The following is a 14,109-nucleotide window of genomic DNA, read 5'->3' on the forward strand; positions in this document are numbered from 1 at the left end:
AAAATTATGTTTTTTTGATATTAAGAGTCTTTAGGAAAGATCATGCACGAGGAATCAGGCCCATCGTGGGGTATGCGCGGTTTACGTAAATGGTTAGGTACCGCCCCAGAAACCCGCGATGAATTGCTAAAATTAGTACAAGATTCACGTCGTTTTTTAGAGCCCGACACAGTTGCCATGCTAGAAGGTGTGCTTGACTTACCTGCGACTAAAATTCGCGAAGTCATGACCCAGCGCCCTGCGATTGTCAGTTTACAAGAAGATGATCAGCTCATCGATATTTTGCCAGTTTTGGTTGAATCTGCGCATTCACGTTTTCCTGTGTTTTCGGTGGATCAACCAGACAATGTGGTCGGGATTTTATTGGCCAAAGATTTATTGCCATTTTTAATTAATCCAAATCCAAACATTAATGTGCATGCCTTAATGCGTCAGCCGCTGTTTGTACCAGAAAGCGCTCGCTCTGACCAAGTGTTACGTATGCTGAAAAATACCCAAACTCATATTGCCATTGTGATTGACGAATATGGCAGTACTTCAGGTTTGGTGACTTTAGAAGATATTTTAGAAGAAATTGTGGGCGAGATTGAAGACGAGCACGATAAAGCTGATCCAGAATCAGAATATATTGTGCCAGATCAAGATCCTAAAACAGCCAATACATGGTTGGTACAGGCTTTAACCCCAATTGAATATTTTAACAATATGCTTGACACCCAATTCCCTGATGATGAAGTGGAAACCATGGGCGGCTTATTGCTACAAGAAATTGGTTTAGTCAGTGACTTACAAGGACAAACCATCGAAATTGATGATTGGCAATTTACCATTTTACAAGCCGATGCACGTACCATTCAGTTGATTCAGGCTGTACGTCAATGAGAGCTTATTTTAACAAATTAGCCCGTGATGTAGAGCAGAAAAAAGCTTTGCCGCTGATTTATCCAATCTTGCTCGCGCTATTTGCTGGCGCTATTTTTAGCCTTGCATTAGCACCGTTTGAGCAGTGGTACATTGCCCTGCTTTCACCCGCATTACTCTATGCAGCTTTGCATAAACGCTCTGCCAAACATGCGTTTGCCATTGGTTTAAGCTACGGAATTGGCTTATGGTTTGTAGGCGCTTTTTGGCTCTACACCTCAATCCATGTCTATGGTGATACCGCCGCACCACTGGCTATTTTAATGATTGCCATTATGGCTATCGTGATGGGCTTATTTAGCGCCTTGCAAACATGGAGCTACCGTCGTTTCTTCCCTGAAACACCACTGACTTTTGCACCACTTTGGGTACTGTTTGAATGGGCGAAAACTTGGGTGTTTACTGGTTTTCCGTGGTTATTTGCAGGTTATGCGTTTACAGGTTACTTCTTAGATGGCTATGCACCGCTGTTTGGTGTGTTTGGCGTGTCTTTTGTGGTGATTGTTTTAGCCTGTGCTGTGGTCGAGCTATGCCGTAAACGTTTTATTTGGGTGATTCCATCAGCCATTTTATTATTGGGTGCTTGGGCAGCCAGCCAAATTGAATTTGTTGAGCAAAAAACCACAAAACCCCTTTCTGTTTCCTTAATTCAAGGCAATATTCCCCAAGACTTAAAATGGCTCACCGAATACCAAGGCAAAACTTTGAGTATCTATGCCGATTTAAGCCGTAGCGAATGGGGCCGTGATTTAATCGTATGGCCGGAATCTTCTATTCCGATGTTCCAAACGGATATTCAGCCCTTTTTAGAAATTATACAACAACAGGCTAAAAATAGCGGTACGGCATGGGTAACCGGTATTCCGTATTGGGATTTAGCCGAGTCTAAACGCCAAGACCAAGCAATGTTCTATAACAGTATTATGGCATCGGGTGCAGAAGCAGAAGGATTATACAAAAAGCAACGTTTAGTGCCTTTTGGTGAATATATTCCATTGTCTGGTTTACTCAGCTGGGTATTACCTGCCTTGCAAAATGACCCATCTATGAGTGGTTTTAGCCGTGGTGCCAGTGATCAAGTGCCGCTTAAAATTAAGCAGCAAAACTTAGGTGCTGCCATTTGCTACGAAGTCGCTTATCCCAATTTAACCCGTCGTAATGCTAGCCAAAGTGATTTCTTGGTGACTGTGTCTAATGATGCTTGGTTTACAGACACGGCAGGCCCGCTGCAACATTTGCAAATGGTGCAAATGCGCGCTAAAGAAAATGGCCGTTGGTTTGTACGTGCAACCAATACTGGGGTCACAGCCATCATTAACCATGAGGGTCAGATTGTTAAGCAAGCCGCAATGGATCAACGCACCGTGTTACGCGGTGAATTGCCTGCAATGCAAGGTCAAACCTTATATAACCGTCTAAGTGATTGGCCTATTTTAATCTTGTCATTATTATTGCTGATTTTGGGTTGGATGTTCCGTCCCAAAAAAGTCGATGTGTCATTTAAATCACGTCGTTAAAGTCTATAAAACCGAGGTCTAGGCCTCGGTTTTTTTAGCTTAGGTTTGCATTTTTTATCTAAATAAATCTTGCTGTTATTACACTTGTAATGCCAAATAAGATAACATACTCGCCAGTGACAACATGGGCACATAACGATATAACTGCACCACAGCTTGCTCAAAGCGGCTCATTTCAGCTTGCTCAAGCTTAGTCACAGTAGCCTGTAACGCAAAACAAAAACTTAATAAGGTTAAAGCGCTAAATAAGCTAATCGCAAAAAAGCCCAGCATGATTTGACTACTGCCTTCGGTGCTTTGCCATACATTCAAAAACAATTGGCTCATCGGTAATAAGCTTAATACCAGTAGTACCGACTTTAACATTGACCAATGGAATTGGTTGATTTCATCTGACAAAATTAATGTTTTCATTCCATCCTCCTTGGTCAAAAATAGTGCCTTGAGGACATTATGCGAGTTTATTTTTTAAATAAAAAGCCTATTTATCAGTATATTTTTCGATTATTGTAATCATTAGTTATGGGAATAATTCTTATTATAAGTCGCATCACGCAATTATTATTTTAATATATATAAATCAATAATTTAATATAATATTTCTAATTAAGATGTATTATCACTTCAGTATAAATAGAAAGATTCGATTAACTGAAGTGATATATTCCATCATTTAAAAATCTAAAATGATTCTCAATTAAGGCTGGTAGTAAATATCGGCGTCTGTACCTTCACCGCCTTCTTTACCATCGGCACCAAATGAATATAAATCGAAGGCACGACCTTCGCTGCCAGGCGCGATATATTGTAAGTCATTTTCCCAACTATCTTTTGGATAGCCACCTTTAACATAACCACCCGGCATCCAGTTTTTCGCTGACTCAGGTTGCGTCACCAAAGCTTCTAAACCACCATCTTGCATACTTGGATAGCGGCTGTTGTCTAATTTATACTGATCGAGTGCACCTGCCACACCTTTTAAGGTAATCACAGTCGTATCAACTTTGGCTTTTTCACCGCGCCCCATGACATTCGGCACAATCAGCGCAGCCAAGACGCCTAAAATGACAATCACCACCATCACTTCAATTAAGGTAAAACCCGCAGCACGTTTGAAACGTGGCAGAGCTTGTTTTGCTGTATTCATGTTTATCTCGTTCATACACGTTTTTGTTAAATCATATTATTCATATTGACGATTGGCAGCATCACCGCAATCACAATCACCAACACAATACTCGCCATCAGTACCAACATCAAAGGTTCTAATAAAACCAATAAAGTACTAATTAAACTGGTCACTTCACGGTCTTGCATGGTTGAAGAGCGCTCTAGCATACGGTCTAATTCGCCTGAACTTTCGCCACTTTTAATCATTTGTACCATCATAGGGGGGAAATAACCACTGCGCTCCAATTGCGTCCCTAAGTTGCCCCCTTCTGTAACTTTTTCCGCGGCCAAATTAACTGCATCACGAATCACCCAGTTATTACTGACTGCCGCGGCAATTTTTAAAGCATCTACTAAGGGCACACCTGATTGAGTTAAAATAGATAAGGTACTGGCAAAACGTGCTGCATTAACCCCGCGCGATAATTTACCTAACAGCGGTAACTTAAGGATCAGACGGTCAAAGGTATAATGCCCCGCACTGGTTTTTAAAAAGCGTAGCCACAGCACCAGTCCTACGCCACTCATCAGCAACATCGCTGGCCATGCCATACGAATCACATCACTGCTATACATCAGCGCCACGGTAATCCACGGCAACGCCTCAGGATTTTGATCAAAGGTTTTGACAATATCGGGCACCACATAAGTCATTAATCCCATGACAATAGCAAAGGACATCAGCATTAAAATAATCGGATAAATCATCGCCCCTTGAATCTTTTTTTGCATAGCAAAACGATTTTCGGTGTAATCGGCTAACTGTTCTAAAATAAGATCCAAATGACCCGAACGCTCACCTGCGGCAATGGTGGCAATATACAATTCAGGAAAATGCCCAGATTGATCTAAAGCGCGAGCCAATGAATAGCCTTCTAATACTTTAGAACGCACAGAAATCAGTAAGTTGCGTACATGGGCTTTTTCCGATTGTTTACTCACTGCACGCAATGCTTCTTCTAAAGGAATCGCAGCGGCAATAAGTACCGAAAGTTGGCGCGTCATTAAAGCCAAATCGTAAGCACTCACTTTTTTTTGCCACCATGTAGCGCGTGCCGCATCTGTTTTCTGTTCGACTGGCTCTACGCGAATCGGTAATAACTGTTGATCACGTAATTGCTGACGAATTTGCCGTGCTGAATCGGCTTCAAGTACGCCTTTTTGCTGTTTCCCTGCCGCATCAAGCGCAGTAAATTGATATGCAGGCATGTCAATGCTCTAATTTTTCCAAAAAATCCCTGAACTTCAGTTGCGTCTGTTGCGCAAAATCATTCATAGTGAGGGCTATAAAATTGTGTGATCACTCTAACATAACTACTTGTCACACACTCAGTTGATTATACTTGCTAAAGTTGAGCGTGCTATGTCCCATCTTCACTATCGTATCCGTGTTGCCATTCCGCTCCACCTCTACGATTGCTTTGATTATCTGCTGTCCGAAAGTCAATATCAGCAAGCCGAAGTGGGCGCAAGAGTAGCGGTATCTTTTGGGCGACAAAACTTAGTCGGCATCATTAGCGAAAAGTTAGCGCCTGATGCTCCCTTAGATCCTCATATTAAACTAAAAAGTATTACCGAATTATTAGACCAACACGCTATTTTAGATGCCAATAGCTTAAAACTGCTGAATTGGGCAGCCAAATACTATCAATTTCCACTTGGTGAGGTACTGCATAGCGCCTTGCCGAGTTTATTGCGTCAGGGTAAACCCTATAATTTATTAGCACGTATGTGGCGGGTATTAGATGTTATTGCCGAAGATAAATTAAAACGTTCGGAAAAACAGCGCGAAGCCTATAAAGTGTTAAAGCTGCATCCAACTGGCACGGCGGAAAATATTTTAAATTTAGCAGGTATTGAAACCTCCACCTTAAAAGCCTTAGAAAAAAAAGGCATTGTGGATTGTGTGCTTGAGCCGCAAGATTTTAGTCCTATGCCCATGACCTTGGCACAAATGCCACTGACTGCCAATGATGAACAAAAGGTCGCGATTCAAAGCATTTTAAAAGCCAAAAATAAATACCAAGCCTTTTTACTCGATGGTTTGACTGGTAGTGGTAAAACCGAAGTTTATTTGCAAGTCATGCAAGAGGTTTTAAAACAGGGCAAACAAGTCTTGGTATTGGTACCCGAAATTGGACTCACCCCACAAACCATTAGTCGCTTCCAATCACGTTTTCATTGCAATATTGTCTTAATGCATTCGGGTTTAAATGACTCAAAGCGCCTACAAGCATGGCAACATGCGCAAACGGGTAAAGCCTCGATTATTTTAGGCACACGTTCGGCCATTTTTGCTCCGATGGCCAATTTAGGCCTGATTATCTTAGACGAAGAACATGATTTATCGTTTAAACAACAAGAAAGCTTCCGTTACCATGCGCGAGATGTAGCCCTGTATCGAGCATATTTACAACAATGTCCGATTGTTTTAGGTTCAGCCACACCAAGCATCGACAGCTATGCTTTAGTCAAGCAAGGTAAAATGACCGCATTACAGCTCAATCAACGTGCTGGTTCAGCGATAATGCCCAAAATTCACGTTTTGGATTTAAAAGTCGAAAATAAAATCCATGGCATTAGCCAAAGCTTAATTGGCGAAATTAAAAAGCGTTTAGAAAAAAAAGAACAAGTCTTGGTATTTTTAAATCGACGTGGTTATGCACCAGTTTTAATTTGTGACAGCTGTGCATGGCAAGCCAAATGCCCCAATTGCGATGCTAACTTTACCGTGCATCATCAGCCTTATGTACATTTACACTGTCATCACTGCGGCACGATTCAACGTAAACCAGATACTTGCCCAAGCTGTAATCATCAAGAACTTAAACCGATTGGTTTAGGCACAGGCAAAGTCGAAGAACAGCTCGCAGAATTATTCCCCGATTATCCAGTGTTACGCGTCGATCGTGATTCGACAAGTCGAGTTGGCAGTTGGCAAAAAATTTATGACAAGATTCATAGCAGTGAACCCCTCATTTTATTGGGGACGCAAATGTTGGCCAAAGGACATCATTTTCCTTATGTGACCTTGGTGGCGATTTTAGATATTGACTCAGGTTTGCTCAGTGTCGATTTTCGCGCCCCTGAACGTACAGCACAGTTGATTATTCAAGTGGCGGGGCGTGCTGGACGTGGCGAACGTAAAGGCGATGTTTATTTACAAACTTTACGCCCCGATCATCCACTTCTCTCGACCATAGTGAATCATGATTACCGCGCTTTTGCCAAGCAAACTTTGGCAGAGCGTGAAATTGCGCAATTACCACCATTTCGTTATGCCGCTTTAGTGCGCTGCGAATCGCGTAGTCAAGATCAAAATCTAGATATGCTGACTCAACATGCACAATTTTTACGTGATATGTCAGCGCAGAAAATCAGCATTTGGGGCCCAATTCCCGCGCCAATGGAACGCAAAGCGGGGCGTTTTCATGCGCATATGGTGCTTTTAGCGACAGAGCGTAGCCAATTGCATTTACAGTTGGGGGTATGGTGGCCGAATCTGTTGCAACAAAAGCCCGCACAGATGAAACTTAGTCTAGATATTGACCCACAAGAACTGAGTTAATTCAGTACACTCTATGCTTTAAGCTGCAAAGGAAGGCGCATGTCTTTATTGATACAATTGACGATTATTTTGGCGTTTGCCTTAGTTATGGTGCCAGTCACCAAACGGCTCGGTTTACCCACACTTATCGGCTATGTAGCAACAGGTATCGCCCTTGGTCCTTACGTGTTTGACCTCATTCCATTAAGTATTGAGCTCAAGCAACTCCAGCATCTTGGTTTATTACTTTTGTTGTTTTTCATAGGGATGCAATTGCAACCCACTCGTTTAATGCAACTTAAACTAAAAGACATTCAATTTGCCAGCTATGCCCTCGGACTGAGTATTTTAGTGCTGACCATGCTCGGGATTTGGTTATTCGATCTGTCTATTTTGGTCAGCTTTATTGTCAGTGCAGCCTTAAGTTTACTCAGCTTTAGTTTATTACAACAACAAATCCAACTACCAAAGCACTTTAACCCTGTTTTAGGTCAGCAAGTGTTTAACTTTGGCTTAATACACAGTCTATGGGCTGTGCTATTAATTGCTTGTTTACCCATATTGATTGGTTTCGCATCACCGCAACATAGCTTTGCCTATGCAATGAGTGTAGTGGCTGCGCTGAGTGGTTTATGGTTACTCCAGCGCTATGTGCTGCAACCTGTGTTTGAATATTTAGAGCAGACTCACACGCATGAACTGGTCTTAGCCAGTGCGGTTTTAAGTGCAAGTTTAAGTTTTATTGTACTCGATGCTTTGAATATTCATGATAGTTTAGCTGCCTTACTGGCAGGCTTTTTAATTTCAGATTCGCGTTTTCACAAACGTATCGCTCAATATAGTGCACCATTTAAAGGCTTGGTATTTGCCGCGTTTTTTATTGTGCTTGGCATGAGCCTACCGCTATCACTACTGCTGGAACAGCCTGTATTTTTCGCGCTAGGCTTATTGGTTCTGCTCTTGGTTAAGCTCAGCATGTACTTGGCCTTAGCACGTTATTTTAAAGCCTCTTGGTTAGACAGCTGCTTAATCAGCAGTGCCTTCATCAGTAGCGGTGAATTTGGGTTTATTTTGCTGTATAGCGCTTTTGCGAGCCAACTTGCACCTGCAACAGTACTCGAACCGTATTTACTACTGTTGATGCTGGCGTTCGTGCTCTCACCCGTTTTAATGCTGTTTAGTCAGCGCTATCTTGTGCCACGTTTTAAGACGGCAGCTTTAGCAGATAACGCCACTGAGCCTAAATTTACTGCACCCACACCGCTATTCATTATTGGTTTTGGCCGTGTTGGACAATTGGTGGCACGGGTGGCACACACGCAAAATATTGCTTTTACAGCGATTGATAATCATCTGCCTCCCGCACAGGATTTATCTGCTTATGGTGGCTGTTTACTAAAGATGGATGCGACAGATACTCAAGCACTGCAAAAACTGCCGCTCAATGCTATGCAACTTGCCGTGATTGCTGTCGATGATGTGGAAGATAACATCAATATTGTGCGTTATTTACAGCTACATTATCCTGATTTAAAGCTCTTGGTTCGGGCGCGTGACCGTCATCATGCGCATCTCTTAAGTGATTTAGGCATCATACATATTTGGCGAGAAACCTATCTATCTGCCTTAGATTTAGCCCTAAATAGTCTGATTCATTTAGGGATGCAGCCACAGCAAGCTCAAGATAACATTGCTCAGTTTCGTATTCACGACCAAAAGCTACAACGCCAACAACAGCAAATTGAGTACGATGATATTAAGCTATATCAAACCCAAGAAGCGGCTTTAGCTGAGTTACATTATTTACTCGCACAGGATCTATCCCTTAAAAGCCAAGTAAGTGCATTAACAGCGGATGATTTAAAGCCAGACTCAGCATTACAACAGATGAAGGCAACTGACTTGTGATTTACAATATAGCCACCATTAAGACAGGGTTTGGAGAATTTTATGTCTGATTTACGTCAACGTTTTTTTATTGAAGATAGCCCTGTTCGTGGCGAAGTGGTGCATCTTGAGCAATCCTTAACCACCATTTTAGCGCAGCGTGACTATGCCCCTGCGATTAAAATTTTACTGGGTGAGATGCTCAGTGCCACAGCATTATTAGCCAGTACCCTAAAAATCCAAGGTCGTATTAGCTTACAAATTCAAGCATCAGGCACCTTAAAATGGGCTATGGCTGAATGTAACCATTTAGGTGAAGTACGCGCTTTAGCAGAATACGAGCAAGATCCGCATTTTAATCAAGCAAGCGATTCAAGTACTGTATTAAAAACTTTAGTTAAACCCGTATTATTTATTAATATTGAGCCAGATGTGGGTCAACGTTATCAAGGTATTGTGCCGCTTGAGCATGACACTTTGGCAGGTTGCTTAATGCAGTACTATGATTTATCTGCACAAATTGCAACACGTATTGTCCTAGCCAGCAATGAACAACGCGCGGGTGGTTTACTGATTCAATTATTACCACGTAATAGCGAAGAAGAACAGCAACGTGTTGATGAAGACTTATGGCCACGTTTAACTATGCTCACCAGCACACTCAAAGCAGAAGAATTAACAGATTTAACTGCAACCGACATCTTATATCGTTTATATAACGAAGAAGAAGTGCGTTTACCTGAGGCTGAACAACTTAAATTTGGCTGTACCTGTTCTAAACAACGCTGTGCTGTTGCTTTAGAGCAATTGGGCGTCAGCGGTGTACGTGAAACGCTCGAACATCAAAACCCAATTGATATGAATTGCCAATTCTGCAATACGGTATATACCTTTAGTGCAGAAGAAGCTTTAGGCTTATTTGGCGAACATTTAAGTTAATTGCTTTATTTAAAAAGGCAGCATTAGGCTGCCTTTTTTTATGCCTAACCGTTTATCGCTTTGCAACAAAGCCTCACAAATACCCTCTAGGCTTATTCATAAAAACATAGAATAATGACCAAATAATAGACAGATTAAGCATAGGCAAAACATTGCTTTTGTCACATTGGTTTGGGTACAACAATAAATACACATTTTCCAAACTAAAGCTATAGCGTTGTCACAGGCGCAATCTTTTATGCTTAATAGAGTTTTTCTGTAGCAAAGTGACGCTGCTACACCCGATTATAAGGAGATGGCAATGACCACAATCCATTATCGTGAAACCCTAGACCATGTTGAAGAGCCGTTAAGTTTTGACTTACATAGCTTTGCTGAAGCTTGTGAACAAAGCCCAGAATGGGTATTGCAACTCTTAGAATATGACATCCTGCCACGCCGCCCTGAAGAGCGGATTCATCAATTCTTTGCTGCTGATGTGGAGCGTGCGCAACAAGCCTACCGTTTACAACGCGATTTTAATGCCAGTTTTTCTGCAGTTGCCATGATGCTTGATCTGATTGATGAAGTACAACAACTGCGTAAGCAAGTAAAACATTGCAACTTTATTCATAGTTAAGTTGCGCATCCCTTTCGCACAGCAGCTTGTTAGCTGCTGTATGTCTATAGACGCTTTGTTGAGACTATGCACCCACTATGAAGACCAAAGAATCTAATAAAAAGACCAAGTTCATGTTTCCCGAATTTAAGGATTTAATTCCCAAATTACGTGAAGACAATCCTCATTTTGCCAAAATGTTTGAACAACATGAACAACTTGATCGGGAGATCAATTTGTTGGAACAAGATCCTGTTAATCAAATTCGTGATGACATTGAGCTGTTAAAACGGCAAAAGCTTAAGCTCAAAGATCAAATGTATTTGATGCTACAACAAGCCCAAACTCAATAAAAAAGCCCGCTACATGAGCGGGCTTTTTTTTAGACGCTAAACAGCAAATTATGCTTGTTCGATGTCTTTCATAGTTAACTTGATACGACCGCGGTTGTCGACATCAGCCACTTGTACTTTGATCTCTTGACCTTCAGTCAATACGTCTGCAACGTTGGCAATACGTTCATTTGAGATTTGCGAGATATGAAGTAAACCATCAGTACCCGGAAGGATATTAACGAACGCACCAAACTCAACAATACGAATCACTTTACCTGTGTAGATTGTACCTGGTTCGACTTCAGCAGTAAGTGCTTGAATCTTAGCGATTGCAGCCATTGCAGCAGATTTTGTTTCGCCAAATACGCGCACTGTACCATTATCTTCGATATCAATTGCTGCTTTAGTTTCTTCGGTAATCGCACGAATAGTTGCGCCGCCTTTACCAATCACATCACGGATCTTATCAGGGTTGATGTTGATCACTTGGAATGTTGGCGCGTGCATCGAAATTTCTGGACGAGCGCGTGAAATCACTTGGTTCATTGCATTTAAAATGTGGATACGACCAGCGTATGCTTGGTTTAATGCAACTTCCATGATCTCTTCGGTAATACCTTCGATCTTGATGTCCATTTGTAGCGCAGTAATACCGTTGGCAGAACCAGCTACTTTAAAGTCCATGTCGCCTAAGTGATCTTCATCACCTAAGATGTCAGACAATACTGCAAAACGCTCGCCTTCTTTGACTAGACCCATTGCGATACCCGCAACTGGCGCTTTCAGTGGCACACCTGCATCCATAAGAGATAATGAAGCACCACATACAGAAGCCATTGAAGATGAACCGTTTGATTCTGTAATGTCAGATACGATACGGATCACATACGGGAAGCGATCCGCTGCAGGAAGCACAGCTTGAACACCACGACGAGCCAAACGACCATGACCAATTTCACGACGTTTAGGACCAGATTCACGACCTGTTTCACCTACAGAGTATGCAGGGAAGTTGTAGTGAAGCATGAAGTTATCAGTTTTAGTACCTGCAAGGGTATCTACCATTAAGGCATCACGTGTGTTACCCAAAGTCGTTGTAACCAACGCCTGAGTTTCACCACGCGTGAATAATGCAGAACCGTGTGCACGATCTAACACGCCAACTTGTACGTCAAGCGCACGAACAGTTTTGGTATCACGACCATCAATACGTGGCTTACCAGACAAGATATTGTCACGTACTGTACGGTATTTAAGATCTTCAAACAGTTCGTTTAATTCGTCTGCAATACCCGTTTCGTCATTTTCTGGAACGAATTGAGCAACCGCTTCAGCATGAAGTGCATCAAGTGCTGCATAACGGTCTTGTTTCACTGCAATGGTGTACGCTTCAGAAATTTTCGCTTCAAAAGCTTCTTTTAATTTTGCACGAAGGTCTTCGTTTTTAGATGGAGCCACCCAATCAGATTCTTTCGCGCCAGCTGCTGCAGCAAATTCTTTAATCGCTTGAATCGCGATTTGCATTTCATCATGACCAAAAAGTACTGCACCAAGCATTTGGTCTTCTGAAAGTTCTTTCGCTTCAGATTCAACCATCAACACCGCAGATTCTGTACCAGCAACCACAAGGTCAAGATCAGATTCTTTTAACTGTTCGTGGTTTGGGTTAAGAACGTATTCACCGTTGATTAAACCTACACGCGCCGCACCAATTGGACCACGGAATGGTGTACCTGCAATTGCAAGTGCAGCAGATGTACCAAGCATAGCTGCAATGTCAGCTTCCATGGTTTTGTCAGAAGATACAACAGTTGCAGTCACTTGGATTTCGTTGTAGTAACCTTCTGGGAACAACGGACGAATTGGACGGTCAATTAAACGTGAAATTAAAGTTTCAGCTTCAGACGCACGGCCTTCACGCTTACCATAACCACCTGGGATACGACCCGCAGCATATTGTTTTTCTTGGTAGTTAACCGTTAACGGGAAGAAATCTTGACCCGCTTTTGCTGTAGGCTGCGCTACAACTGCAACCAGTACAGTTACGCCGCCCATCGTAATCACAACCGTGTTTGCTTGACGTGCTACACGACCAGTTTCAAGTACAACTTGGTGCTGACCAAATTGGAATTCTTTACGAATAATATTAAACATCGACATGTTTTATTTTTTCCTAGTTCTTGTGAACAATTATTCTAGTGGAGACCCCTAAGGTTTGGCATTCATCGGTACTTTTGTTAAGCCAAAGCATAAATGACAAAGCTTAGAAGCCGACCTCACTAGATTTTAAACACAAAGAAGGAGCGAACATTCGCCCCTTCCCCATTATCTAACCTAAAGTTAGATATACTCTTGTTTTTAGTCCTACGGCACTAAACATGCAATAATCCAAAAACAAAGTTTAAATCGAATTAACGACGTAAACCTAAAGCAGCAATCAAATCGCTGTAACGAGTAGCGTCTTTACCTTTAAGGTAGTCAAGAAGCTTACGACGTTGGTTAACCATACGGATAAGACCGCGACGGCTGTGATGATCGTGCTTGTGCTCTTTGAAGTGACCTTGTAAGTCATTGATTTGAGCAGTTAAAAGCGCTACTTGAACTTCTGGAGAACCAGTGTCGTTTTCAGCACGAGCAAATTTAGCGATGATCTCTGCGCGATCTGCGTTTGTTAAAGCCATTCGATTTCTCCGAGATGCTTTGATAAAAAAATTCGATATTAATCAATTTAAAAAAATTGACTGCCGTGCATCACTACAGCAAGGCAACTATTTTAAGCGATATTGGCTACAATTGCAAAATTGCTTTTGCTTAAATGTGCGTCTAGATGCAACGAAGAGCTGTTTAAAATGCAGCTGCACAGCTCAAACAACCCCTATACAAACATGGCAGACAAATAAAAAAGCCCAAGTCAAACTTGGGCTTTTTGCGCTGTAATTTCACCATTTATTCTTAATCTTATCTCTTCTTATTATTGGATTCGCTCAATTCCTTGTGAGTTTTGCTTTCCTTATTTTTACAATTGTAATACATGCTAAATTTAAACCAAGTCGCCTTTGGCTGCTTATTTTGTGCGCTTTGGCTTACATCAAGCTAAACTCAGAGGACACACAAAATTCTATTTAAAATGCCAAGATAAAAATGCGAGATAAATAAAAGCCTTGTAGTCTCTCCCAAAACTACAAGGCTTAGCGG

12 protein-coding genes are annotated in these 14,109 nt (G+C 41.8%); 7 read left to right on the forward strand and 5 right to left on the reverse strand.

Going from position 1 to position 14,109, the window contains the following annotated elements; all coding sequences use genetic code 11:
* The first annotated feature begins 42 nt into the window (after positions 1–42).
* Positions 43–882: a CorC family transporter gene (locus CYK47_RS03145; protein ID WP_122898843.1), complete on the forward strand. Its 840-nt coding sequence runs from the start codon at positions 43–45 to the stop codon at positions 880–882.
* The gene (gene lnt, locus CYK47_RS03150; RefSeq protein WP_122898845.1) at positions 879–2,438 is read left to right on the forward strand and encodes an apolipoprotein N-acyltransferase; all 1,560 of its coding nucleotides are present in this window, start codon (positions 879–881) and stop codon (positions 2,436–2,438) included. The genes CYK47_RS03145 and lnt overlap by 4 nt, the downstream gene beginning before the upstream one ends.
* 78 nt (positions 2,439–2,516) lie before the next feature.
* Here the strand turns inward: lnt and CYK47_RS03155 are convergent, their stop codons facing one another.
* The 3 genes from CYK47_RS03155 to gspF form a co-directional block, all read right to left on the reverse strand.
* Positions 2,517–2,852: a hypothetical protein gene (locus CYK47_RS03155; RefSeq protein ID WP_122898847.1), complete on the reverse strand. Its 336-nt coding sequence runs from the start codon at positions 2,850–2,852 to the stop codon at positions 2,517–2,519.
* Between the two features lie 283 nt (positions 2,853–3,135).
* Positions 3,136–3,600 carry a type II secretion system major pseudopilin GspG gene (gspG, locus tag CYK47_RS03160; protein ID WP_286206917.1) on the reverse strand — a complete coding sequence of 155 codons (465 nt, stop codon included), beginning with the start codon at positions 3,598–3,600 and terminating at the stop codon, positions 3,136–3,138.
* 11 nt (positions 3,601–3,611) lie between these two features.
* Positions 3,612–4,817 (reverse strand): type II secretion system inner membrane protein GspF, encoded by a 1,206-nt coding sequence (gene gspF / locus CYK47_RS03165; RefSeq protein WP_122898851.1) that lies wholly within the window; start codon positions 4,815–4,817, stop codon positions 3,612–3,614.
* A gap of 154 nt (positions 4,818–4,971) precedes the next feature.
* Here gspF and CYK47_RS03170 point away from each other — a divergent pair, with 154 nt between their 5' ends.
* The 5 genes from CYK47_RS03170 (at position 4,972) to CYK47_RS03190 (ending at position 10,932) form a co-directional block, all read left to right on the forward strand.
* Complete coding sequence (locus CYK47_RS03170; RefSeq protein WP_122898853.1) at positions 4,972–7,176, forward strand: primosomal protein N'; 2,205 nt, start codon at positions 4,972–4,974, stop codon at positions 7,174–7,176.
* A 39-nt stretch (positions 7,177–7,215) separates the two neighbouring features.
* Positions 7,216–9,063, forward strand: coding sequence for a cation:proton antiporter domain-containing protein (locus tag CYK47_RS03175; protein ID WP_122898855.1), 1,848 nt, complete (start codon positions 7,216–7,218; stop codon positions 9,061–9,063).
* A gap of 42 nt (positions 9,064–9,105) precedes the next feature.
* Entirely contained in the window at positions 9,106–9,981 is an 876-nt protein-coding gene (gene hslO / locus CYK47_RS03180; RefSeq protein WP_122898857.1) for an Hsp33 family molecular chaperone HslO, read from the forward strand.
* A gap of 301 nt (positions 9,982–10,282) precedes the next feature.
* The gene (locus tag CYK47_RS03185; RefSeq protein WP_122898859.1) at positions 10,283–10,600 is read left to right on the forward strand and encodes a chaperone modulator CbpM; all 318 of its coding nucleotides are present in this window, start codon (positions 10,283–10,285) and stop codon (positions 10,598–10,600) included.
* A gap of 77 nt (positions 10,601–10,677) precedes the next feature.
* The gene (locus CYK47_RS03190) at positions 10,678–10,932 is read left to right on the forward strand and encodes an HP1242/YdcH family protein (protein WP_122898861.1); all 255 of its coding nucleotides are present in this window, start codon (positions 10,678–10,680) and stop codon (positions 10,930–10,932) included.
* A 48-nt stretch (positions 10,933–10,980) separates the two neighbouring features.
* On the opposite strand, the gene pnp is transcribed toward CYK47_RS03190, so the two are convergent.
* Positions 10,981–13,068 carry a polyribonucleotide nucleotidyltransferase gene (gene pnp, locus CYK47_RS03195; protein WP_171407292.1) on the reverse strand — a complete coding sequence of 696 codons (2,088 nt, stop codon included), beginning with the start codon at positions 13,066–13,068 and terminating at the stop codon, positions 10,981–10,983.
* A gap of 257 nt (positions 13,069–13,325) precedes the next feature.
* Positions 13,326–13,595, reverse strand: coding sequence for a 30S ribosomal protein S15 (gene rpsO, locus CYK47_RS03200; protein WP_004692669.1), 270 nt, complete (start codon positions 13,593–13,595; stop codon positions 13,326–13,328).
* Between the last annotated feature and the right edge of the window lie 514 nt (positions 13,596–14,109).

Source organism: Acinetobacter sp. B51(2017) (assembly GCF_003711395.1).
Lineage (GTDB): Bacteria > Pseudomonadota > Gammaproteobacteria > Pseudomonadales > Moraxellaceae > Acinetobacter.